This is a genomic window from Armatimonas sp. (genome assembly GCF_964826245.1).
The window spans coordinates 1-19,774 of record NZ_CBAYMC010000057.1 but is presented as its reverse complement, the minus strand read 5'-3'; the positions used below and the strand labels follow the sequence as shown (position 1 = coordinate 19,774).

15 protein-coding genes and 1 riboswitch are annotated in these 19,774 nt (G+C 58.0%); of the genes, 8 read left to right on the top strand and 7 right to left on the bottom strand.

The genetic code is table 11. The features are described 5' to 3' along the window. A partial coding sequence (ilvB, locus tag AC1XOS_RS07730; protein ID WP_481961637.1) for a biosynthetic-type acetolactate synthase large subunit occupies positions 1 to 1,759 on the bottom strand: 1,759 nt, incomplete at its 3' end. A gap of 758 nt (positions 1,760 to 2,517) precedes the next feature. On the opposite strand from ilvB, the gene AC1XOS_RS07725 reads away from it, so the two are divergent. Together AC1XOS_RS07725 and AC1XOS_RS07720 are read left to right on the top strand one after the other, a co-directional pair. After that, positions 2,518 to 4,458 (top strand): ABC transporter permease, encoded by a 1,941-nt coding sequence (locus tag AC1XOS_RS07725; RefSeq protein WP_481961636.1) that lies wholly within the window; start codon positions 2,518 to 2,520, stop codon positions 4,456 to 4,458. Positions 4,459 to 4,963: 505 nt separating this feature from the next. Then, on the top strand, positions 4,964 to 5,308 hold the full coding sequence (locus AC1XOS_RS07720; protein WP_481961635.1) for an ArsR/SmtB family transcription factor: 345 nt from the start codon (positions 4,964 to 4,966) through the stop codon (positions 5,306 to 5,308). Between the two features lie 23 nt (positions 5,309 to 5,331). Here the strand turns inward: AC1XOS_RS07720 and AC1XOS_RS07715 are convergent, their stop codons facing one another. The 3 genes from AC1XOS_RS07715 to AC1XOS_RS07705 form a co-directional block, all read right to left on the bottom strand. Further along, entirely contained in the window at positions 5,332 to 6,354 is a 1,023-nt protein-coding gene (locus tag AC1XOS_RS07715; protein ID WP_481961634.1) for a Gfo/Idh/MocA family protein, read from the bottom strand. A 3-nt stretch (positions 6,355 to 6,357) separates the two neighbouring features. After that, the gene (locus tag AC1XOS_RS07710; RefSeq protein ID WP_481961633.1) at positions 6,358 to 7,389 is read right to left on the bottom strand and encodes a Gfo/Idh/MocA family protein; all 1,032 of its coding nucleotides are present in this window, start codon (positions 7,387 to 7,389) and stop codon (positions 6,358 to 6,360) included. Between the two features lie 157 nt (positions 7,390 to 7,546). Next, positions 7,547 to 9,475, bottom strand: a complete 1,929-nt coding sequence (locus tag AC1XOS_RS07705) for a DUF6785 family protein (RefSeq protein WP_481961632.1) — start codon at positions 9,473 to 9,475, stop codon at positions 7,547 to 7,549. 224 nt (positions 9,476 to 9,699) lie between these two features. On the opposite strand from AC1XOS_RS07705, the gene AC1XOS_RS07700 reads away from it, so the two are divergent. The 4 genes from AC1XOS_RS07700 (at position 9,700) to AC1XOS_RS07685 (ending at position 13,413) form a co-directional block, all read left to right on the top strand. Continuing rightward, positions 9,700 to 9,894: a hypothetical protein gene (locus tag AC1XOS_RS07700; protein ID WP_481961631.1), complete on the top strand. Its 195-nt coding sequence runs from the start codon at positions 9,700 to 9,702 to the stop codon at positions 9,892 to 9,894. Then, positions 9,891 to 10,076, top strand: a complete 186-nt coding sequence (locus AC1XOS_RS07695) for a hypothetical protein (RefSeq protein WP_481961630.1) — start codon at positions 9,891 to 9,893, stop codon at positions 10,074 to 10,076. Before AC1XOS_RS07700 ends, AC1XOS_RS07695 begins: the two co-directional genes overlap by 4 nt. Continuing rightward, complete coding sequence (locus tag AC1XOS_RS07690) at positions 10,073 to 11,923, top strand: S8 family peptidase (RefSeq protein WP_481961629.1); 1,851 nt, start codon at positions 10,073 to 10,075, stop codon at positions 11,921 to 11,923. Before AC1XOS_RS07695 ends, AC1XOS_RS07690 begins: the two co-directional genes overlap by 4 nt. Before the next feature lie 65 nt (positions 11,924 to 11,988). Continuing rightward, a complete protein-coding gene (locus AC1XOS_RS07685; RefSeq protein ID WP_481961628.1) occupies positions 11,989 to 13,413 on the top strand; it encodes an alpha/beta hydrolase family protein in 1,425 nt (474 codons plus the stop codon). Positions 13,414 to 13,562: 149 nt separating this feature from the next. Here AC1XOS_RS07685 and AC1XOS_RS07680 read toward each other — a convergent pair whose 3' ends face one another. From AC1XOS_RS07680 to AC1XOS_RS07670, 3 genes are read right to left on the bottom strand one after another with little or no spacing between them, the layout of a single operon-like run. Then, entirely contained in the window at positions 13,563 to 15,161 is a 1,599-nt protein-coding gene (locus tag AC1XOS_RS07680; protein ID WP_481961627.1) for an ABC-F family ATP-binding cassette domain-containing protein, read from the bottom strand. A 54-nt stretch (positions 15,162 to 15,215) separates the two neighbouring features. Beyond that, entirely contained in the window at positions 15,216 to 15,506 is a 291-nt protein-coding gene (locus AC1XOS_RS07675) for a hypothetical protein (RefSeq protein ID WP_481961626.1), read from the bottom strand. 6 nt (positions 15,507 to 15,512) lie between these two features. Beyond that, the gene (locus AC1XOS_RS07670) at positions 15,513 to 17,459 is read right to left on the bottom strand and encodes a DUF6785 family protein (protein ID WP_481961625.1); all 1,947 of its coding nucleotides are present in this window, start codon (positions 17,457 to 17,459) and stop codon (positions 15,513 to 15,515) included. Positions 17,460 to 17,520: 61 nt separating this feature from the next. After that, positions 17,521 to 17,590: riboswitch (S-adenosyl-L-homocysteine riboswitch) on the top strand. 45 nt (positions 17,591 to 17,635) lie between these two features. Between AC1XOS_RS07670 and ahcY the strand changes: the two genes are divergently transcribed. Both ahcY and AC1XOS_RS07660 read left to right on the top strand, forming a co-directional pair. Beyond that, on the top strand, positions 17,636 to 19,057 hold the full coding sequence (ahcY, locus tag AC1XOS_RS07665) for an adenosylhomocysteinase (RefSeq protein WP_481961624.1): 1,422 nt from the start codon (positions 17,636 to 17,638) through the stop codon (positions 19,055 to 19,057). 86 nt (positions 19,058 to 19,143) lie between these two features. Then, on the top strand, positions 19,144 to 19,774 hold a 631-nt coding region (locus AC1XOS_RS07660; RefSeq protein WP_481961623.1), incomplete at its 3' end, for a DEAD/DEAH box helicase family protein.

The window sequence follows — 19,774 nt, the reverse complement described above, 5'->3', positions numbered from 1 at the left end:
GAACACGGGTGTCCTTGGGCTCGAAGTGGCAGACGCTGGGCGGGGCGAGCGCGGGCTCGGGCTTGCGCACCATCATCTCGTTGATCGTCTGGCCCGACGGAATCATTGGGAAGACATTGCTCTCTTTGGTGACGCGGATGTCCATCACCACGGGGCCGTTGTGCTCCATGGCACGCTTTAGCGTGGCTTCTAGCTCCTCGGGCTTGTCGCAGATCAGGCCGAGAATCCCGTAGGCTTCGGCGAGTTTCACAAAGTCCGGGGCCTGCTCCAAGTTCACCGACGAGTAGTGCTTCTGCCAGAACATCTCCTGCCACTGGCGCACCATCCCGAGGTACTGGTTGTTGAGGATCATCACTTTGACGGGCAGCTTGTAGATGCTAGCGACCATCAGCTCCTGAAAACACATCTGGATCGAGCCATCGCCCGAGATGCACCAGACCGGCTCTTTACCATCGGAGGCAAACGACGCGCCAATGGCGGCGGGCAGGCCAAAGCCCATCGTTCCCAGGCCCCCCGACGTAATAAACTGCCGAGACTTTCGCATGCCGAAGTGCTGCGCGGCCCACATCTGGTGCTGGCCCACATCGGTGACGACCGTGACATTGTGATCGGTGAGGCGAGCGAGCTCTCGGATCGCAAACTCTGCGTGAATCTCACCGTCTTCGATGCCATCGGGCGCTTCGAGCGGAAACTCCGCCTTCCACTTGCCGATCTCTTCATGCCATGCCGAAAAGTCCCCCGCGTCTTGTACCAGCTTGAGCAGCTCGGTGAGGGCGGCTTTACAGTCACCGACAATCGAGACATCGGCGCGGCGGACTTTGTTGATCTCACCGGGGTCAATGTCCATGTGGATTACTTTGGCATCGGGAGCGAACGCACTGACTTTGCCTGTCACACGGTCATCAAAGCGCGCCCCGACGGAGATGAGCAAGTCGCAGTTGTGAACGGCGTAGTTGGCGTAGGCCGTGCCGTGCATTCCCAGCATTCCCAGCGAGAGCGGGCTGTCCTCAGGGAACGTCCCGAGGCCATGGAGCGTGGTGGTAACGGGGATATTGGTGCGCTTGGTCAGCTCCATCAGCTCCTCGTTGGCTCCGGCGGCTTTCGCGCCTCCTCCTACGTAGAGCACGGGCTTCTTGGCCTCCGCGATCAGCTCGGCGGCACGCTTGATCGAGAGTGGGTGCACCTTAAAGTCGGACTTAAAAGAGCGCAGGCTCACTTGCTGGGCCTCGTCTGGGTCGTACTCGATCACGGTGCGAAAGACATCCACGGGAATGTCTACTAGCACGGGGCCGGGGCGGCCCGAGCGGGCGATGTGGAATGCCTCGTGCATGATGCGCGGCAGGTCATTGGCGTCTTTGACCAGCCAGTTGTGCTTGGTGACAGGGATGGTGATGCCGGTGATATCGGCCTCTTGGAACGCGTCTTTGCCGATCACTTCGGTGCGTACTTGCCCCGTGATGGCGACAATGGGGATCGAGTCCATCATCGCGTCACACAGGGGAGTCACCAGATTGGTCGCCCCCGGGCCGCTCGTCCCCAGACACACCCCGACCTTGCCCGTGGCGTGGGCGTAGCCCTCGGCCATGTGTCCACCGCCTTGCTCGTGGCGCACCAGAACATGGTGAATGAAGTCGCAGTGGTAGAGCTCGTCGTAGAAGGGAATCACCGCCCCGCCAGGGTAGCCGAACATAATCGTCACGCCCTCACGTCGCATACACTCCAGAACCGCCTTTGCGCCGGTTGATTTGATCTTTGCCATAATTTTCGTCCTTTCCGCAGACTCTAAATTTATGGACGGAGGCAAAAAAACAAAAATGCCCCTCGCCCCGTCGTGCTGTTTTGATCGGGACGAGAGGCGGCTTATAGAGATTTCTCTGAAGCACGCTCCCGCGGTACCACCCGAATTGTCGCCCCGCCCCCCTGGCCCCTACAAGTAGGGGAGTGTCGGAAGAGTGCAACCACTCGCTGCGCTGTCTCGGGCGCACCCGGAGGGACTACACACGGTATTTTTCACAACACCGCTTCACCACCTCAGCTCGGAGGGGAGGTTCACACTTGCTCGGCTACCGTCTCGCACCAACCGACGGCTCTCTGAAAATCCAAAGCAAGGCTACTGGCCTCGTCATCGCTACTACTATTTCTAGTTATCGGGAGAAATTTTATCACGCCAAAGGGTCAGAAGCAAGTATAATTTACACCGATGGATCTCTCTGTCACGATTCCCGCACTCCGAGAACTCTTGCCCTGCTACAAAAAAGCCACGGGTGAGGGGCAGTGACAGGGCGTGAAATCTCTCGGATTGCCGCTGAGGGGCTTCGTGTGCTAGCCTATAAAGCGCCCATACTTACTCTGAGGAGGCGACCCGTCTGTGGAAAGACCTTCCTGTGACGGTATCTGGGCCACAGATACGTGCCCAAGAGCTTCCTCTACCTGCCGATAAGCCGATGCTCTCGCGAGAGACAATTGAGCTACGGACGAAATGCAGAAAGATGACCCTCATGTTTGGTATACTGATCCGTGCCGAACACCGACTCTTCTACACCCGCCTCGCCGAAAAAAGCGCTCACCGACCGCGCTGTTGCTAATTTGTTTCTGTTGCCCACGATCTTATTGCTCGTAGCGATGAACATCTTCCCGCTTTTCTGGTCGCTAGGCCTGAGCTTTACCAGGTTCAAAGCCAACGCCAACAAGCCCGCTGAGTGGATTGGCAATGCCAACTACACCGAGATGATGAGCCGGGAGCAGGTCTGGCAGTCGTTTACGACCACGGCGGCCTTTGTGCTTCTTGCCGTCGGGCTCCAGCTTGCGGTGGGCTTTGGGCTGGCGATCTTGCTCAACCGTAGCTTCAAGCTCAAGGGGATTGTCACCACGCTTTTCTTGCTTCCCATGATGCTCAGCTCAGTGGTAGTGGGGCTGTTCTGGCGCTTTCTGCTAGACACCAACTTTGGGATGATCAACTGGCTGCTGGGCTCGGTGGGGCTGATGGACCCGAAAAAGCCGATCAACTGGACCGACAAAGACCACGCGCTCTGGTCGGTGGTGATCGCGGACACATGGCAGTGGGCTCCGTTTGTGATGCTGATTGCTCTGGCTGGCCTGGCAAGCGTCCCGAAAACGCTCTATGAAGCGGCGAGCGTGGATCGGGCGAGCGAGTGGTTTCGCTTCCGCTTTATTACGATGCCCTTCATCACCCCGCTGCTCTTGATTGCGCTGCTCTTCCGCACGCTCGACAGCTTCAAGATGTTCGACCTAGCGTGGATCATGACCGAGCGCGGCGCAACCGTAGAAACAGTCTCCATCCAGGTCTTCCGCGAGGCGCTCCGCAACTGGAACACAGGCAAAGCCTGTGCGCTGGCCTACATCGTTTTGCTGGTGATTATCGGACTGACCAATCTGTATCTGATGATGATGGCCCGTGTCCGTGGTGAGGCTAAACTCGATGCTGCGCCGCTCTTTGCGCCGGACACACCGTGGCTGGTTGGGCTCCAGAAAGTGGCCCCTGCCTCGCTAGGAATTCTTCTGGTCTGGGGCGCGTTCAAGGCGGGGGGGGCGCTCTTTGTGATGGGGCTTGCGGTGCTGGGCGGGCTGATAGCAGGAACGTTCTACCTCCCTAAAAAAGTGCGCTCGATTCTCGCCAACATCGGGATTGCCATTGCGCTCTTTGCCTATCTCTTCCCGCTGGGCTGGATGATCGCGACGTCGCTGAAGCAGTACACCGATGTCAACGCCATGCCGCCCAAGTTCGCCTTCACCCCGACCGGCGCGAACTACGCCGCGATCTTCACGACCGCAGACGGCAAGAAGTTCATGGGCCAGATGGGCAATAGCCTTCTGGTGAGCGTGATCTCCACCGTGATTGCAGTCTTCATGGGGACACTGGCGGCCTACACTTTTTCGCGCTTTAAGATCAAGGCCAAGGGCGATGCGCTCTTCTTTATTCTCTCGACCCGCATGCTCCCGCCGGTTGTGGTTCTTGTGCCGGTCTACCTGATGTACCAGCTCATTGAGCAGAAAACGGGCATCAAGCTACTCAACACACTCTTTGGCCTTGGTCTGCTCTACACCACGGTTGGGGTTGCCTTTGCCACCTGGCTAATGAAAGGCTTCACCGACGATGTCCCGCCAGAGTACGAAGAGGCCGCGCTCCTCGACCGCTACTCCCGCTTGCGCGCGATGCAGAAAACCGTCCTGCCGCTGGTCATCCCCGGCATGGCCACCACCGCCGTCTTTGTTTTCCTCAATGCCTGGAACGAGTACGCCTTTGGTTACTTCCTCTCCGGCCTAGAGCCCCTCACCGCGCCGCCCTCGATCACCGCTGTGATTGGGGGAGGCTCGATCCCTTGGAACGAAGTCGCCGCCCGTGCCATGGTGTTTCTCCTCCCCGCCGCTATCTTCACGTTTCTGATGCGCAACCACCTGCTGCGAGGCATGACTTTTGGAGCGATTAAGGGACGTTAAAAAGACACACTGCTCTCCAGTTGGAGAGCAGTGTTTTCTGCATTCACAATATATCCACTCATGGCTTGGTCTCCCGCTTCTTGCCCTCGCGGACGTGTCGGCAGTGGCGACAAAAAACTCTCCCCCTCAAATGCCGTACCCGAGCCTGGGACATTATCGCTCTATGTGTTAGGAGTGCTGAGGAGGATGGTTCTTCGCCACCGCTCCTAAATAGAGAGAGCTTTTTTCAATAAAGAGAGCTTTTTTCGTGCCAAGTAGCCCGAAACTGCAATGTGTTATTTTTAATACCTGTAAAGGAAAAAACGGTGTATACTAAACACGTAGAAAATGAGTAGCTTTTTATCTGAGGTTCACTATGGCCCAGCAACGATGCCAATCTATAGCCGGTGGCACCTGTATAGGTGCGAGAAAGATACCCAAAAGAGCTAACCTAATGTCAAACCCCATTCGCGGAATTGGGGCTATCATATAGCGTAAACTAGCGTATAGTACAGGAGAAATAATTATGAGCGCTAACACCACCCTGGATATGACCACCCTTGAGCAACTCTCTCCCCTCATTCGCATATTTGCTCACCCGCTTCGCTTGCGGATTTTAGATTTTCTGGAGACCAGCAAGACCCCTCAGCGCGTGACGGAGATTGTCGGGGTGTGTGAAGGAGCACAGCAAGCAATTGTGAGCCAGCAGCTCAAGATCATGCGGGACATGGGGATTCTTAATGCAGAGCGGCGTAAGAACTGTGTCTACTACTCTATTAAGAACTCTGAGATTCTCTACTTTATGGGCTGCGTTCGCAAGTTCGACCTGCACGTCGAGTCCCAAGCGCACACCCCTACCGCGGAGCTCTAGTCGCAGTAGGGGCGTTTATTTTTCTACTCGCCGGGGTACTGTAGCCCAATTTCGGCACGAACCGCATCCAGGACGCGCATCACGGCAAGTGTGCCATCCAACGGCAGAATCTCGCTCTCGGTTTTTCCCGCACGCAGGCAGTCGGCCACGTGCATCGCCTCGAACTGGAAGCCCTCTCCCTCGTGCAAAAACTCCAGTGTGTCCGTGTGACCGTTAGCCGTTAAGCTTAGGTTCTTGGGCCGCCACCAGAACGGGACTTCGATCTTGCCCTTGGTGCCGATAATGGTGGTCACAAACGGCGTGGTGACCTGGATCGAGGTCGTACAGGTCGCAAGAGAGCCGTTCGGGAAGCCCAGCACGACGCCCACGTTTTCGTCCACACCCGTGCTCCCAAGCTGACCAAACGCCTTCACGACGCTCGGTTCGCCTAGGATCATCATGGCGATATTGATCGGGTAGACCCCCACATCCATCAGCCCCCCGCCGATTAGCTCACGGGAGAAAAGTCGTCCGTTGGGGTTGCCGACAATCAGCTGGCTATTCTCATCCAGACTACCTGCACCATAGCCAAAGTCCGAGTAGACCTGGCGCACCTGCCCAATCGCGCCCTCCGTGATCAGCTCCCGCACTTTCACCCAGACAGGAAAACAGCGGCTCCAGACCCCCTCCATCAGGAAGAGCCCCTTCTCCCGCGCCTTGGCAACCAGCTCCTCGGCCTCTTTAAGATTAACCGTGAAGGGTTTCTCACAGAGCACATGCTTGCCCGCGTTCAGCGCCAGTAGCACCTGCTCACGGTGGAAGTTGTGGGGCGTCGCCACATAGACAATGTCAATCTCCGGGTCATTGACCAGCTTGGTGTAGGCATCCGGCCCGGTGTGCTGCGTGGGCACCCCAAACTTCTCGGCGTACTTAGCCGCCTTCTCCGGATCGCGCGAGGCAATCGCCTGAATCTTATGATCACTCAGCTTGGAGACATCCGCTCCCAGTCGGTTGGCGATCGAACCACAGCCTAAAAAGCCCCAGCGAAGGGGCGAATACGTTGACATCGTTTACTCCATCGGATATTTCAGGCCGATTGCGGCCCGTAGGTTGTCGAGAGCGTCCATCACGGCAAGGCTGTCGGAGTGGGAGAGAATATCGCTCTCGGTGTGCCCAGCGCGCAGGCGCTCGGCAAAGTGCATGGCCTCGAACTGGAAGCCGGGACCGTCAAAAGGCAGCTCAAAGACTTCGGACTCGCCATTTCGGGTCAGAGTGAGCTTTCGTGGTGTCCACCAAGGGGCAGCCACTTCGATCTTGCCGCTCTCGCCGATCAAGGTTACGCCGGCGGGGGTGCTAACCTGAAACGAGGTGCTGGTGACCGCCACTGCGCCGCTCGGGAAGTGCAGGAGCATCCCCGCGTTCTCATCCACGCCCGTGTGCCCGAGCGTTCCCAGACACGCCACTTGATCGGGATCGCCCAGTAGCATCTGCGCCAGGCTCACCGGGTAGATGCCCACATCCATGATCGCGCCGCCGCCCAGTGCTGGGTTAAAGAGCCGCGCCTCCGGGTTCAGCCCCACCAGCTTGCCGTCCTCTCCCACATTGGAGGGGCTCGCGCCGCAGCGAAACCCAAAGTCCGCGTAGAGCATGCGAGGCTTGCCAATCGCGCCCTCGGCGATGAGTGCACGCACTTTATCCCAGACCGGGAAGAAGCGGCTCCACATGCCCTCCATCAGAAACAAGCCCGTCTCTTTGGCAACGGCGACCACGGCCTCCGCCTCAGCTTTGTTGATCGTGAAGGGCTTCTCACAGAGCACGTGCTTGCCACTCTTGAGGGCTAAAATACTGTGCTCTTTGTGAAACGTATGAGGCGTGGCGACATAGATCGCGTCTACTTCGGGGTCGCTACAGAGTGCCTCGTAGCTCGCATGGCGGCGCTCAATGCCGTGTTTGTCGCCAAACGCATTGGCTTTCTCTAGCTCGCGCGAGCCCACTGCGACCACTTTCTGGTCCTCTAAAAGCGCAATGGACTCGGTGAAGCGGTTGGCGATACTGCCCGCCCCGAGGATGCCCCAGCGCAGGGGCGTGTATTGGTTTGACATAGCCTCTCAAGGATACCCCGCACGGCGGCTCTACGTCAATGTGCCACCCCATGAATGCGGCGTCGGGTTCCCCAGCCCGGCACGGGCTTTGCAGCCGCAGGCTACTGAGACGCCTCATTCATGGGGCGGTCGGGATAGGGGTTGGTGTGGGAGTGGTCTACTGATCCCAGCTCATCTTGCCATTGATCGAGATCGAGTAGGTCATCTGGCGCTCGTTGAGCATGGAAAATCCGGCCCAGATCAGCTCGGCCATGAACTCGCCGACGATTAAGCCAAAGGCGATCTGGCGGAGCTGACTGTAGCCCTTGAGGCCATAGAAGCGCTGGACGAAGACTTTCACGATCAAGACGATCAAGAGCCCGAACCAGTAGTAGTCCACCCCGAAGTTCATCGCCAGCGCGTAGCCTGCCGGGTGGAGCCAAAAACCAGGGATGCGGAAGCGGATGAAGTCGAGGAGCATCACGGTTCCGAAGCCCCCTAAAACGGCGAGCATCGCGGTGGGATTGGGCGGGCGTGGAGTGCTCAGAATATTGCTCACAAAGCCGCCTAGCTCACCGGAGACCCAGCTCACGGGGGTGTAGTGGTAGCCAAAGTAGATGTGGGTCAGAAAGCCGGTTACTGTACCCAGGGGGATTGCCAAAAAGAGCGCCAGAAACATGCCGCGCGCCGAGAGCTTGCCCCGATCCGCGAGATAGAGCCCTTCCATCAGCGACGGCATGGTGTGTGTCCGATGGATTCGGTTCATGAAGTGGAAGGTCGCCAGTGTCCGCGTGAGCAGCTCGTTGGAGAGCCCGGCGCTGCCATGAAAGTCTAAGATAAGCTGGTGCGGCCCCATAAACGCCATCTCGTGGGTCGGAGCGCCCAGCGATGCGCGTAGGCGTGTGACGGCCACACTGAAGGCCAAAAAGAGCGCAACATAAAGAATCACGAAGAGCAGGGGCAGGCCAATGCCTACTCCAATGGCTGCCGTTGCTGCAATACAGACCAGCATCAAGATAAACAAAAAGCGCGGCGGCAGGCCCGGATTCTCGCCCGTGTCTTTTTCTCCCGAGCTAATCTGTGCCCACAGCATCTTTAAGTGAGGCCGCGCCAGCCAGAGCGCACTGACAAAGAGCCCGATAAACGCGCCCCAGCTCTGCTCCGAGAAATACGGGGGGCTGGGTGTCAGGCCGCCGCCCCCAAAGACTCCCTGCTCGTTGCCGATACTATAGGCGATAATCTGCTGGGCCTTTCGCACAAAAAAGAACACCAGCAGCGAGAAGAGCAAGTCGGTGGGCATCAGGAAGCCCAGCGCGGAGAGATAGGGGAAGATCCCCACGGGAGTCCAGCCAGTCTGGTTCCATGGCGGCGAGACAAAGGCCTTGTTGAAGTCGCCCAGAAAGCGAATGTTGAAGTGTGGGAGCTGCGGGTAGAGAAACGAGAAGCCGTTGAGCATGTCAATGGCAAAGACCACGGCAAAGCTCCCCCAGAATAGCTTGTTCTTCCAGAGTGGTGTCTGCCCCGGCCCTGCTTCTTCGGTCAGGGCGATCGGGAGCTGAACCAGCGGAAACGCCAGGCGCTCTTTGTGTACCCACTGGTCTTTGAGCAGCGCACTGATACAGAGCATCGCCGTGGTGATCAGTGTCAGGAGCAGAGTCCACGCCCCGATCTTGGGCCACCACATCGGGAGCTGCGAGAGAAAGAACCCGAAGGTCTTGCCTCCCTCCCCAAACTCCTTGAGCGGCGCGGGGTCGCGGAAGAAGAACCAGTCGGGAAGGTAGGGCAGGATATAGGTGCCGTAGCGCGGGTTGTTGGGCGCGAACACCGCAAAGCCGTACATCGAGGGCGCGACCATGTCCATCCACTCACCGCTCATGGCGCAGGCAATGGTGAGCATGGCATAGACTACTGCGATCTCCCGTCCGTTCAGCGCCAGCCTCGGGAACGTTTTTCGGACGGGTAGGTTGAGTAGTGCAAGAACAATCGTCAGCGCGAGCGGTGGCACCATGAGCGAGAAGATTCGGTCAATGACCTGGTCTTGCGCCCAGTAGCAGCACAGAGGGATTAAGAGCAGTCCGATCAAAAGTGGGCGAAGAAGGGCTAACATGGTCTATAATTTCTCCTATCGTGCAACCATAATCCTGCCGACATCGTCTTTAGGTATAGAATATCCCCGCCGATTGGAACGGCGGGTCTTGAGAGCCTACGGCTACGAAGGCCGTTCCGGCCATACCGAATTTTCGGTGTTGTATGGGCGGCACGCCCTTTGTAGCGCGAAGCGCTCTTCAGCCACCCCCCTCCAACGGGGGTGGCGTGAGGGAGAAATACTTTATGATCTCGGATGAGCTGAAGAAACAGATTGATGACTGGGTGAAGCGCGAGGGGCGCAACGAGTATGGCGACCCCAAGGACACGCACTACGCAGGCGGGAACCCTCTTTTTGACGAGCGCTCGCCGGGCCTCAAAGACCGCTATGAGTATATTTTGGAGCGCAACCCGAACTTGAAGAAGGAACTGGAATCATGAAATCCGCAAAGTCCCACGCGGGGGGCAACCCCAAGTTCGACGAGCGTGTGCCCGAAGTGAATAAAGACCGGCAAGTTGTCGGTGTCAGCCCGCACTTCGACGAAACCAAAGCCCCGCTTCGTCTTGTCACCCCTATCGCCAAAAAGAAATCATTACCGATTCGGAGGATCAACCCATCATGACCAAATCTCTGAGAAACACCCTCGCCACTCTCGGCATCGCCGTCGCCGTTGGAGCCACCGCCCTCCCCATGCTCTCCGTCTGGACACAGAAAGACGAAGTGACCGTCGCCGAGATTCCCATCCAAACCTCGGGGGGGAGCGGCATGGGGAGCAATGGTGTGGAGCAGGCGTTTTCGAGCGCGACACCACTGATCATCGACTTGGCCGACACTCTGGACGATGCGGGTGTGCAGGCGCTTGCAAAAGAGTACGGCCTGAATCTCGTTCCGAACTCCATCGAGGCCAAGGACAACCGACTCTATCGCGTGATTGAAGGCAACGCTGACCTCAACACCCTCCGCAACGACTCCCGCGTCCAAGCCGCCGAACCCGAGATTCAGTTTCATCTGGAGCAAAATTGCAACTGGTCATTTGATGATGTAAAACATCGCACTCGTGTGACCGATCCCACGGTCGAAACCACGACGATGACGGATCCGACGGTGCATGAGGAATTTTCGCTCACGCTGGATGAGCCTTCGGGGACGAAGCCTAATGATCCGCTTTATGAGAAGCAGTGGAACTTCCGCATGATTGATACGGAAGGGGCTTGGGAGCGGACGCGTGGCAAGGGCGCGGTTGTCGCCGTGATTGACACGGGCGTGACCCAGGCGCGGGACTTTAAGCAGACCAAGTTCACGGCGGGCTACAACTTCGTGAGCAAGAGCACCAACGCCGACGACGACCACGGGCATGGAACCCACGTCGCCGGAACCATTGCGGAGTCCACTAACAACAACGAGGGCGTGGCGGGGATCGCGTTTGAGGCGACTGTCATGCCGCTGAAAGTGCTCTCCGCCGAGGGATCGGGCAATAGCGCCGATATCGCCGACGCCATTCGCTTTGCCGCCGACAAGGGCGCGAACATCATCAATATGAGCCTGGGCTCCATGTACCCCTCCGACGTGATCCACGAGGCCTGCAAGTACGCTCGCAAGAAGGGTGTCACGATTGTCTGCGCCGCGGGCAATAGCTTCCGTGAGGGCGTGGGCTACCCCGCCGCCTTCCCTGAGTGCATCGCGGTCTCGTCGGTGGGGCCGAGCGGAATGCTCTCCAAGTTCTCTTCGTGGGGCAAGCAAGTGGCAATCGCCGCACCCGGCGGCGACATGATTGATAGCCGCAACCCCGATGATGGTATCTTGCAGAACACCGTCTACTCCGGTCAGGACGACTACTTCGCCTTCCAGGGAACGTCTATGGCCTCGCCGCATGTCGCGGGAGCCGCCGCGCTAGCCTACAGCCAGGGCACTAAAGACCCGGCCAAGATCTTGGATCTGCTCAAGAAGACTGCCAGCAAGCCCAAGGAGAACAACGCCAAGAAATACGGTGCGGGAATCCTCAATGTCGGCAAGCTCACGGCTAAAGCCGAAGCCGAAAACGGCTGGAAGCTACGCCACACGCTTGCGATTGCCTTTGCCGGTCTGCTGGTCGGCTTCGGTGGGCCACTGCGCCGCCGCAATGTTCTGCTCCGTGCAGGTATGGCGGGAGCTATCGCAGGAGGCTTCTTCCTCCCGGATGCCGTGACAAACTTCGTGGGGGCAGACTCGGCGTGGAACCTGCTGAGCTTCTCCGCACTCGCTCCCGCGCTGCTCGTCTGGATGCTGCGCAAAGGCCCTGGCCTGAAAGTCGCTTCGGGCGCGGCACTGGGCTTTGGGGTGAACTTGTTCGCCAACTGGAACAACGCCACGATTCCGTTCACCGCCGCGACCTTCGGAGCCAGCGCCCTGCCTTGGACACTGACCAATATGGCAGTCGCCCTCGGACTGGCCATTGGCAGCGCCTTCTGGGCCGCCAAGCGCCTACGGTAATCTTTGCAGAACCCCCCCGCCGAGTCCGGCGGGGGGATTTTTTTATTGTCAACAAAGAGAATACGATGAAGTCCGTCTTGATCCTTGCCCTCGCGGCGGTCTGTGCCCCGGCTGCGCTGGCGCAGAAGCCTAAACCCAAACCAAAGTCAAAGCCGCAAGTTGCGTCCCCCAAGTCCGTGCCGATGACGGGGATCTACGAGGGGGCGATCACACTTCCCAACACACTCAAGCTCCGCATGGTCTTTCGCTTCGATGGCAAAGGGGCAGGCACCTGGGACAGCCCGGATCAGGGCGCACGGGATCTCAAGCTAGCAAGTGGAACCGCGACAGGCTCCCGTGTGACCGTCACCTGCGCCACGCCGCCCTGGAAGTTCATGGGGCAGCTCTCTCCCGATAAAAACAGCCTCACGGGGAGCTTTGAGCAGGGAGGACTCTCGATGGCGATGAGCCTCAAGAAAGTGGCGCAAGTCTCGGCACTGCGCCGTCCGCAGACCCCTAAGCCTCCGTTTCCCTACAAGACCACCGAGGTGAGTATCGAGAACGCCGTGGAGGCTGGTGTCACGCTGTCGGGGACACTCACCGTGCCGCCAGGTGCAGGCCCCTTTCCCTGCGTCGTTTTTATCTCAGGCTCGGGCCAGCAAGACCGCGACTCGACGATCTATGAGCACCGCTCTTTTGCCGTCCTCGCTGACGATCTGGCGCGGCGTGGTATTGCAAGCCTGCGCTGCGACGACCGCGGGGCAGGCAAGTCCAAAGGCGACCTGACCCAGGCCACGAGCGCCAGCTTTGCCACCGATACCGAAGCGCAAGTGGCGTTTCTCAAGACCCGTCCGGAGATCAATCCCCAAAAAATCGGGCTGATTGGCCATAGCGAGGGCGGCCTGATCGCCCCTATGCTCGCCGCGAAGCCCGCAAACCAGATCGCGTTTCTTGTCCTGCTCGCCGGGCCGGGCGTCCCCGGCGACAAAGTGCTAATCGAGCAGGGAGTCGCGGTCGTCAAAGCATCGGGCATGGGCGAGGCCGTGGCGGCAGCGGCGCGTGCCAACCAGGAGAAGCTCATTCCCATCGCCAAGGCCGAAGCCGACCCGAAAAAAGCGCTGGAGGCGATGGCGAAGGCACTTGGGCTGGCCGGAGCCGCTGCGCTGCCTGACTCAGCACGCGGTCAGCTCCAGCTGCTCACCAACCCCTGGATGCACTTCTTCCTTAGCTACGATCCCGCGCCTGCGCTCTCGAAAGTGACCTGCCCTGTGCTGGCCCTCAACGGCGATAAAGACACTCAAGTGCTCGCGTGGCAGAACCTTCCCGTAATTGAGAAGCTCCTCAAAGATGCGGGCAATAAAGAGGTGACAGCGCTCTCGCTCCCTGGTCTCAACCATCTTTTTCAGCACACCAAGACCGGCTCCCCCAGCGAGTACAGCCAGATTGAGGAGACTTTCTCCCCAGGTGCCATCAAGACCATCGGCGAGTGGATCGTCGCCCGGACAAAGTAAGTGATTTTTGCGCTGGCTCTTGTATTTATTGCCAATCCCTTAATTGCCGGGCGAGCGAAAACCAGTACCCCGATCGAAAGCGGCATCTCAGGGCGCAAACGCCAAGAAGTTGCTTAGACGCTGTTTTCAACCAGCGGATTTTATCCGGATTACACATCCACGCGTTTGATGCGCTCGGTGGCGGGGTCGAGAACCATGGTGAACTGGCCGTCGGACATGTCGAAGATACCGGTGGCGACCGTATCAATCAGAAGCTGGTCGTGGCTCGACATGAGGATCGTGCCCTCAAACTTCTTCAGTGCCTCGATCAGCACTTCTCGGGCGAGCGGGTCGAGATGGTTGGTTGGCTCATCCAGAAGATAGAAGTTGGCGGGGCGCAAGAGAAACTTGGCCAGCGCCACGCGGGCACGCTCGCCGCCGGAGAGAACTCCGATTTTCTTAAACGGCGCATCGTCGCCACGGAACTGCAGGCGGGCGAGCAGGCCACGGGCAAGCTCCTCCATCTTGGGATCAATCCCCGCCAGTGTCTCCTCGTAGACCGTGCGCTCAGGAGAGAGCGCCTCGGCCTGGTGCTGGGCGAAGTAGCCGATCTCGGTCTTGGGGTTGATGACAATCTTGCCACTCGTGGGCTGCTCAATCCCGGCCACGAGCTTTAAAAGCGTGGACTTACCCGCGCCGTTGGGGCCGGTGAGGGCGATCTTGTCTTGGCGCACCAGCGGCAGCGTGATGCCACCTAGCACGGTCTTATCGCCGTAGCGCTTGACCACGTCCTCGATACTGATCGGCTCTGGCGCTTCACGCGGTGGCTCGGGGAACTGAAGATAGATGGTCTTGGGGCGCTCCTTGGGCTTCGGCAGGATATCAATCTTCTCAAGCTGCTTCACGCGGCTCTCAACCATTCCCGCCTTGCTCTTGTTGCCACGCCAGCGCTGGACGAACTCTTTCCAGTCCGCGATCTCGCGCTGCTGGGCATCGTAGGCCTTGAGCTCGCGCTGGTAGCGCTCGTCATCGAGGCGGATATAGTCGTCGTAGTTCCCTTTGAACCTATTGACCTCCATGTCCTTAACCTCCCAGATCTCTTCGCTGGTGAGATTGAGAAACTCCACTTCGTGGGAGATGCAGACCACTGTTCCAGGGTAGCTGGGAATGTAGTCGTACATCAGCCAGAACTTGGCCTCAGTGTCTAGGTGATTGGTCGGCTCATCGAGAAAGAGATAGTCGGGCTCTTGCAGAAGCAGCTTGGCCATCGCGATTCGCATCTGCCAGCCCCCGGAGTAGGTGTCGGTGAGGCGGTCTACCGCTCCTAGCTCAAAGCGCAACCCTGAGAGAACACGGCCAATGCGAGCGTCCATAGAGCGCGTCTCCAGCTTGGTCATGTCCTCGGTGGCTTTATCCAGTGCGGCGATATCGGACTTTGTGATATCCCCTTCCCCGATAGCCTGCGAGGCGGCGATCAGGCGCGCCTCAATCGCATCCATGTCGGGGAAGACAGAGCGCATCTCCTCGCCCACGGTCACCCCAAGGCGGCACTGAGACTCCTGGTTGAGGTAGCCGACGGTGGAGCCGTGCCGGTGCACCACTCCCTTGTCTGGCTCCTCTAGCCCGGCTAGAATCTTGATGAGGGTGGACTTGCCCTGCCCATTGAGCCCCACGACCCCAATACGGTCGCGGTCTCCGAGCTGAAGCGTGATGTCTTTGAGCACGTCCTGCGGCCCAAACGATTTGTAAATTTTTTCGGCGGTCAACATAATAAAAACCCGCAGATTGTATCGCGCCGGAAGGGGTTTTCGCTAATGGCACCCTCAAGATCGCGTTGTATTTATGCCCTTCATCCGTTTTCGGTACCAGAACCAGACGGGGGCTTGGAGGGCGATCACAATAAGCATTGTGGTGAGGGAGCGTAGAAGTGCCTGTTTGAGAGGCATTCCCTTGCCAAGGTAGACATTCCCCCAGACCGAGAGTGCGTAGCCCATGCTATAGATCACGATCACCGCGCCCAAGAAGAGGCGGCGGTTTTGTGGGGTCGCGAGAATATCGACCCGGGGCTCTGGTGTGGTCACAGAGGCAGGAGGCTTCTTTTTCTTCTGGTTCATTTTTCTCTATCCGCCCCAGAACGAGTAGGGCTGAATGTCTAGCGCCCAGCCCACTAAGTGCCAGAACGAGCCGACAATGCACTGTCCGAGGATCAGGCCCAGAAAGAATGGCATGGCCTGGCGGTAGAGCTTCACCCCGCCGTAGCGCAGAATGACGCCTTTGATGACCCAGGCAAAGAGCAGCGGCATCCAGACCAGGTTCATGCTCCACGAGCCCGAGATGGCGTAGCCGATGGGATGGAAGGGCCACCACGGGAACTTAATACGCGCGATCATCAGCAGGGCGCAGAAGAAAAAGCCAACCCCAATTGCACCGTTGGCGATCCAGTTGGGCGGCTGTGGCTGGGTCATCCAGCCATTGAGCCGGTTGTAGGCCTCGCCCGAGAAGCCCTGGCCGCCGCGCATCTTGCCCATCGCGCCAAAGTCGTAGGAGAGATGCAGGTAGGCCCAGAAGGCGGCAAAGGCCCCAAAGGCTCCCGCGATAACCAGGCTCGCAAACATCATCCGCTGGCTCGTCTTGACATCTTTGGCGATCTTGAGTCCCTCGATAGCAAAAGGCATCGGGTGGGAGCGGTAGGCGCGGTTGAACCAGTAGAAGAAGTTCAGGATCGTGAGGTCCTGTGCCGAGAACGCGGGCGTGCCAAACGAGCGGGTGAGCATGTGATCCGGGCCGGAGAAGTGCAGGTCGTGCACGGGTGGGCCAAGCTCGGCGCGGATACGGCCCACGGCGAGGGCGAGGGCCATGTAGATCGCAAAGGCCGCCAGCGAGATCAGCGGGGAGAGGCCGAGCCAGCTAAAGAAGGCAACGAGGCCCGCAAAGCCCAGCAGAAAGCCGCCCAGCGCTTGGCGGTAGCTCATGGCCTCTTGGGAATCGTCCACGTCCGAGGGCTCTCTCCAGAGGCGCTTCCACATCTGTCCAAAATAACTACGCCCATTCCAGAGCAAGAAGACCAAGATCGCGATATAGCCGCCAAACGACTGCTCACGCACAAAGGGGAAGTCTGGAGTGACATCCCAGGCCATGAGCCGCGAGACGATAAGCTGGGCTTTCCAGAACAGATAGAAAAACCAGCACGAGAAGACCAGATCAAGCGGCAATAAATAGCCCAGCCCAATGGCGAAGGGGTAGAACGAGTAGCACGTAAAGCCCGCCGCGTTCCAGGGCGATGTGAGGAAGATTCCCCCTGTTGAGACATCGGTGTGCTGAAGGTTGATGGTCGGGAGCTGGGGATAGAGCGAGGCGAGCCCATTGAGAACTTCGATACAAGACACTAGCCCGAAGCCGATCCAGAAGAGCTTGTTGGTCCAGATCGTCTCTTTCTTCTGCTCCGTGAGCTGGAGGGGCAGCTCGACCACGGGGAATGGGAGGCGCTCACGGTCTTGCCAGCCTTGGCGCACCAGAACCGAGAGGCAGAGCATGGTCCAGAAAAGCACCGCGACAAAGCCCGTCCAGAGCAAGACCGGGTTGCGCCACGCCTGAATATGCTCGGGGGTGTAGAGCGTCGAGTGCCCTTGGTAGAAGAGCTTCAGCGCCTCTTTCTCGCTCGGGGTATCACCGACCATGACGGCCTTGGGGAGATACGGCCCAAAGCGCTCTAGCCAGCCATTGGTGGCATTACCGAGCTGGTACGGGTGCGAGAGCATGGGCAGCAGCGCCGAGCACATGTCCTGCCCCGCCAGCGCTCCTCCGACAGCCACCATGGCATAGATCTGCATGATCTCCGCCTGCGAGAGCGCAAGCTTGGGCACAAAGCGACGGAGCGGCCAGTTGATGAGCAGCACAACTGTCAGCAAAAAAAGAGCATTGGCAAAGAGGGAGATCGTGGAGAAATAAGGCCCACTGCCCACGCGTTCGGCACGGATCACCCAGAAGGCATTGAGCAGGATCAACACGAGTGCAATCGGAAACGTCAGTCCCCAGCGAATACGAACCGAAGCTGTTGAATCACCCATAGCGTGTAGGTATTCACCATGACTCTTAACGATTCCTGCTTTTGCCATGGTATACTGAGTCCAAGCTGAGGAGTGCTGCAATCCGAGATTTCTGTGGATCAGGCTCAGCTATCAAACTGCGCTCACCCTGGCAAAGCCCCTGGGTGGGCTTTATTTTTGCCCGAGAGATAACAAGAATGACTGAAACAACAACCCAAACCCTAGCCACGGACTTTATCGTGGCCGATCTGTCCCTGGCGGACTGGGGACGCAAAGAGATCGCCATTGCCGAGACTGAGATGCCTGGTCTGATGGCAATCCGTGCAGAGTACGCCGCCAGCCAGCCGCTGAAAGGCGCCCGTATCACCGGCTCGCTGCACATGACGATCCAGACCGCCGTGCTGATCGAGACCCTCGAAGCCCTCGGGGCAAAAGTGCGCTGGGCGAGCTGTAATATCTACTCCACTCAAGACCACGCCGCGGCTGCCATTGCCTACGGCGGAACTCCAGTCTTTGCCAAGAAGGGCGAGAGCCTGGAAGAGTACTGGGACTACACGCACAAGATCTTCGAGTGGTCTGATGGTGGCTACACCAACATGATCCTCGACGACGGCGGCGATGCTACCTTGCTTCTGCACCTTGGCACCAAGGCCGAGAAGGATCTCTCTGTGCTGGACAACCCCGGCTCTGAGGAAGAGACGATTCTTTACGCCAGTATCAAGGCCAAGCTTGCCGTGGACCCGACCTGGTACTCTGTCCGACTGGCGGAAGTCAAGGGCGTGACTGAAGAGACCACCACGGGTGTCCATCGCCTGCTGGAGATGAGCAAGAAGGGCGACCTGATGCTACGCGCCTTCAATGTGAACGACTCCGTGACTAAGTCCAAGTTCGACAACCTCTACGGCTGCCGCGAGTCTTTAGTGGATGGCATCAAGCGCGCCACCGATGTCATGATCGCCGGAAAAGTGGCGGTGGTCTGTGGCTACGGCGATGTGGGCAAGGGAAGCGCTCAGGCTCTGCGTGCCCTCTCCGCTCAGGTCTGGGTGACCGAGATTGACCCGATCAACGCGCTTCAGGCCGCGATGGAAGGCTACCGCATCGTGACCATGGAGTACGCCGCCGATAAGGCCGATATCTTCGTGACCACGACGGGCAATAAGTCGGTCATCACCCGCGCCCACATGGACCAGATGAAAGATCAGGCCATTGTCTGCAACATCGGGCACTTCGACAACGAGATTGATGTCGCCGGACTGGAGAACCTTCAGTGGGAAGAGATCAAGCCGCAGGTAGACCACGTGATCTGGCCCGACGGCAAGCGCATTATTCTCCTGGCCAAGGGCCGCTTGGTGAACCTCGGCTGTGGCACCGGCCACCCGAGCTACGTGATGTCATCCAGCTTCGCCAACCAGACCCTGGCGCAGATGGAGATCTGGATGAACCCCGATAAGTATGAAGTCGGCCAGGTCTATGTCCTTCCGAAGCACCTCGATGAGAAGGTCGCCCGCCTCCAGCTCTCCAAGCTGGGCGCGATGCTCACCGAGCTCACCCCGGAGCAGGCTGCCTATATCGGCGTCTCGCAAGAAGGCCCCTACAAGCCCGACACCTACCGGTACTAAACCGACAACTGCAGCCCCTTTCTTAAAGTTAAGAAAGGGGCTGTTTTAATTTAAAAATAAGCTGTGGAAAAAACGAGATTTTTAATATGGAAGAGAAACCAGTACGTATATTTGTTGATTTATTTCAAATAGGTGATTTCATTCTGGTATTAGAAAAATATATTAAAGACGATCTTAAATATAGTCAAGAAGATTTTTCAAGTTATATTAAAATAATAAAATTGATGACAATTGAAGAGATTTGTCATTTATGTTTCAGGATATTTGGTTTCTCTCTATTGGCAGAATTCAGGCAGTCAAAAATCTTGGTTAAGGGTGAGCCAATACCACCAAAATTCGGGACTGGGCCAGCTGATAAATTTGCCGAAAGATTTGGAATCCCTAGCGAGTTTGTTGAGTCTTTAAGTGCGAAACGGGAACCTGAAGTACGAATTCCTGGGCCAAGTTTTTGGACATTGCCAGACTTGAAGGATTTTCAAGAAGAGGTAATGAGGAATCTGCAAGACCTATGGTTACAAACAGGACAGCGGCGTTGTATTGTTAACCTACCTACGGGTGCAGGCAAAACTCGCGTGACGGTTCAGTCTGCAGTGGAGTTAGTTTTAGCCCCCGAAGGAAATAATCGAAGCGTTCTCTGGATAGCTCAATCCGACGAACTATGTGAGCAAGCCGTTGCTACATTTGAACTCGTATGGAGAAATAAGGGCGCTCTCGACA

Bases quoted from the DNA above. Each gene is read 5' to 3' on its own strand.
- AC1XOS_RS07720 (WP_481961635.1), top strand. From the start codon at position 4,964: ATGAGCGCTAACACCACCCTGGATATGACCACCCTTGAGCAACTCTCT.
- AC1XOS_RS07675 (WP_481961626.1), bottom strand. From the start codon at position 15,506: ATGAACCAGAAGAAAAAGAAGCCTCCTGCCTCTGTGACCACACCAGAG.
- AC1XOS_RS07710 (WP_481961633.1), bottom strand. From the start codon at position 7,389: ATGTCAAACCAATACACGCCCCTGCGCTGGGGCATCCTCGGGGCGGGC.
- ahcY (WP_481961624.1), top strand. From the start codon at position 17,636: ATGACTGAAACAACAACCCAAACCCTAGCCACGGACTTTATCGTGGCC.
- AC1XOS_RS07695 (WP_481961630.1), top strand. From the start codon at position 9,891: ATGAAATCCGCAAAGTCCCACGCGGGGGGCAACCCCAAGTTCGACGAG.
- AC1XOS_RS07700 (WP_481961631.1), top strand. From the start codon at position 9,700: ATGATCTCGGATGAGCTGAAGAAACAGATTGATGACTGGGTGAAGCGC.
- AC1XOS_RS07715 (WP_481961634.1), bottom strand. From the start codon at position 6,354: ATGTCAACGTATTCGCCCCTTCGCTGGGGCTTTTTAGGCTGTGGTTCG.
- AC1XOS_RS07685 (WP_481961628.1), top strand. From the start codon at position 11,989: ATGAAGTCCGTCTTGATCCTTGCCCTCGCGGCGGTCTGTGCCCCGGCT.
- AC1XOS_RS07690 (WP_481961629.1), top strand. From the start codon at position 10,073: ATGACCAAATCTCTGAGAAACACCCTCGCCACTCTCGGCATCGCCGTC.
- AC1XOS_RS07705 (WP_481961632.1), bottom strand. From the start codon at position 9,475: ATGTTAGCCCTTCTTCGCCCACTTTTGATCGGACTGCTCTTAATCCCT.
- AC1XOS_RS07680 (WP_481961627.1), bottom strand. From the start codon at position 15,161: ATGTTGACCGCCGAAAAAATTTACAAATCGTTTGGGCCGCAGGACGTG.
- AC1XOS_RS07670 (WP_481961625.1), bottom strand. From the start codon at position 17,459: ATGGGTGATTCAACAGCTTCGGTTCGTATTCGCTGGGGACTGACGTTT.